The following is a 1,510-nucleotide window of genomic DNA, read 5'->3' on the forward strand; positions in this document are numbered from 1 at the left end:
CTACGCGCAGTACGCCTTCACCGCGTCGCGCAAGAACTCCGCCGCGCCGGGGGCGATAGCCTCGTAGTGGGCCTTGAAGCGCTCGTCGGCCACGTACATCTCGGCCAACCCGGCATGGGCCTGCTTGGAGTACGTGCCGTCTTTCCAGAAAGCGCACAGCCACTGGCGGTGCAGGTCGGCCGCGCGCTGGGCGTGCTCGCCCGCAGGATCGCCCGCCTCCATGCCGGCTAGCAGCTCCTCGCTTATCTGGCGTTGCAGCTCTTGGGTGCGGCCCCACTGGTCCTCGGTCATGCCCGCCATCTTGGCGTTGCTCGCATCGGCAGCGTCCTCGCCCCAGCGCTCACGCACTTCCTCGCCGTATTTCTCCTCGTTCTGGTCGATCAGGTCCTTCTTGAACGCCTCGAATTTTTGGGCATCGCTCATGGGCGCGCCTCCTTCTATGCCGGCAAGCGTGCTCTCCACGCTTGCGATCAATTTGTCTATGCGCTCCCGACGGGAACGCAAATCGCGCAGATGCCCCGACAGCGCCTCACGGGCATCGAACGCCGGATCGTCCAGCAGCCGCTTGATATCCGCCAGCGGCACTTCGGCCTCGCGGTACAGCAGCACCTGCTGCAAGCGGTCGACCGCGGCGGGCCCATAGCGGCGGTAGTTATTGTCGCCGCGCTCAGCTCGCACCAGGCCTAACTCGTCATAGTGATGAAGCGTGCGCACCGTGCAGCCCGACAACTCGGCCAACTCGTGCGGCGTGTAAGCCCGAGCCTGTTCGCGCAATGTTTTCGAACGCTTGTCACTCACGCCAAAAACCCTCCGATGCTTCCAAGATCTCGTCTGCGGGAAGTAGGGTCGCCTCCACCATGCTCTTCCCTGTTTTTTCCAGATAATGCTTTACCAAATAATACCCGCATGCGTATCCTGCGCAATAGGGCATTCCTACCGCTGGCAAACCTTGCAAAGCTGCCAGTTCGTCTCCGTACAAGTAGGAGTTGAGATTATCGAGCCCACGTACGGACAGATTGTGCCTGATAGCGGGCTTTATACATTCGTCGAGCGTCTTTCGGTCGGTTTTCGCCACCCAAGGCCCCGCTTGAGCCTCGCCGAACAACGACGTGGCGAAGTTTTCTGCAAGCCCCTCGCTCACTATCATCTCGCCTAAGGTGATGTCGTTTTTCCACGCGATGAACTGGAAGCGCACGTTGTGGTTCGCCTCGTGGGCAAGTGCTGCTGGCAATCGCCCGAGCGTGAACTCGTTGGGCACCAGCCACGCAAAGATATATCCCGGAATGCCGCCGTCTCCAGAATACCCCTCGGCCATGCGCACGTAGACGTTTTCTGCATCCGCAAGCAAGAGAGTGAACAGGTAGTCCTGCACAGGAAGCTCGATGCCGTAGCTTTCGAAGCACGCCAGCGACATTCGAATCGCCTGTTCGGCGTCGCGCCAAAGAGCATCGTTTGAAAGCAGGCCGATATGTTCCGCTTGCGCGTCGTCTACCTTCCGGGGAACAAGATG

The 1,510-nt window shown here is 60.5% G+C and carries 2 protein-coding genes; both read right to left on the bottom strand.

All coding sequences use genetic code 11. The annotated features are described in order from the left end of the window. Nucleotides 1-798: a MerR family transcriptional regulator gene (locus RR842_RS14635; protein WP_332730303.1), complete on the bottom strand. Its 798-nt coding sequence runs from the start codon at nucleotides 796-798 to the stop codon at nucleotides 1-3. Continuing rightward, on the bottom strand, nucleotides 791-1,510 hold a 720-nt coding region (locus RR842_RS14640; RefSeq protein ID WP_332730304.1), incomplete at its 5' end, for a DUF2268 domain-containing protein. The genes RR842_RS14635 and RR842_RS14640, both read right to left, overlap by 8 nt.

This window comes from Gordonibacter sp. (genome assembly GCF_036667095.1).
Lineage (GTDB): Bacteria > Actinomycetota > Coriobacteriia > Coriobacteriales > Eggerthellaceae > Gordonibacter.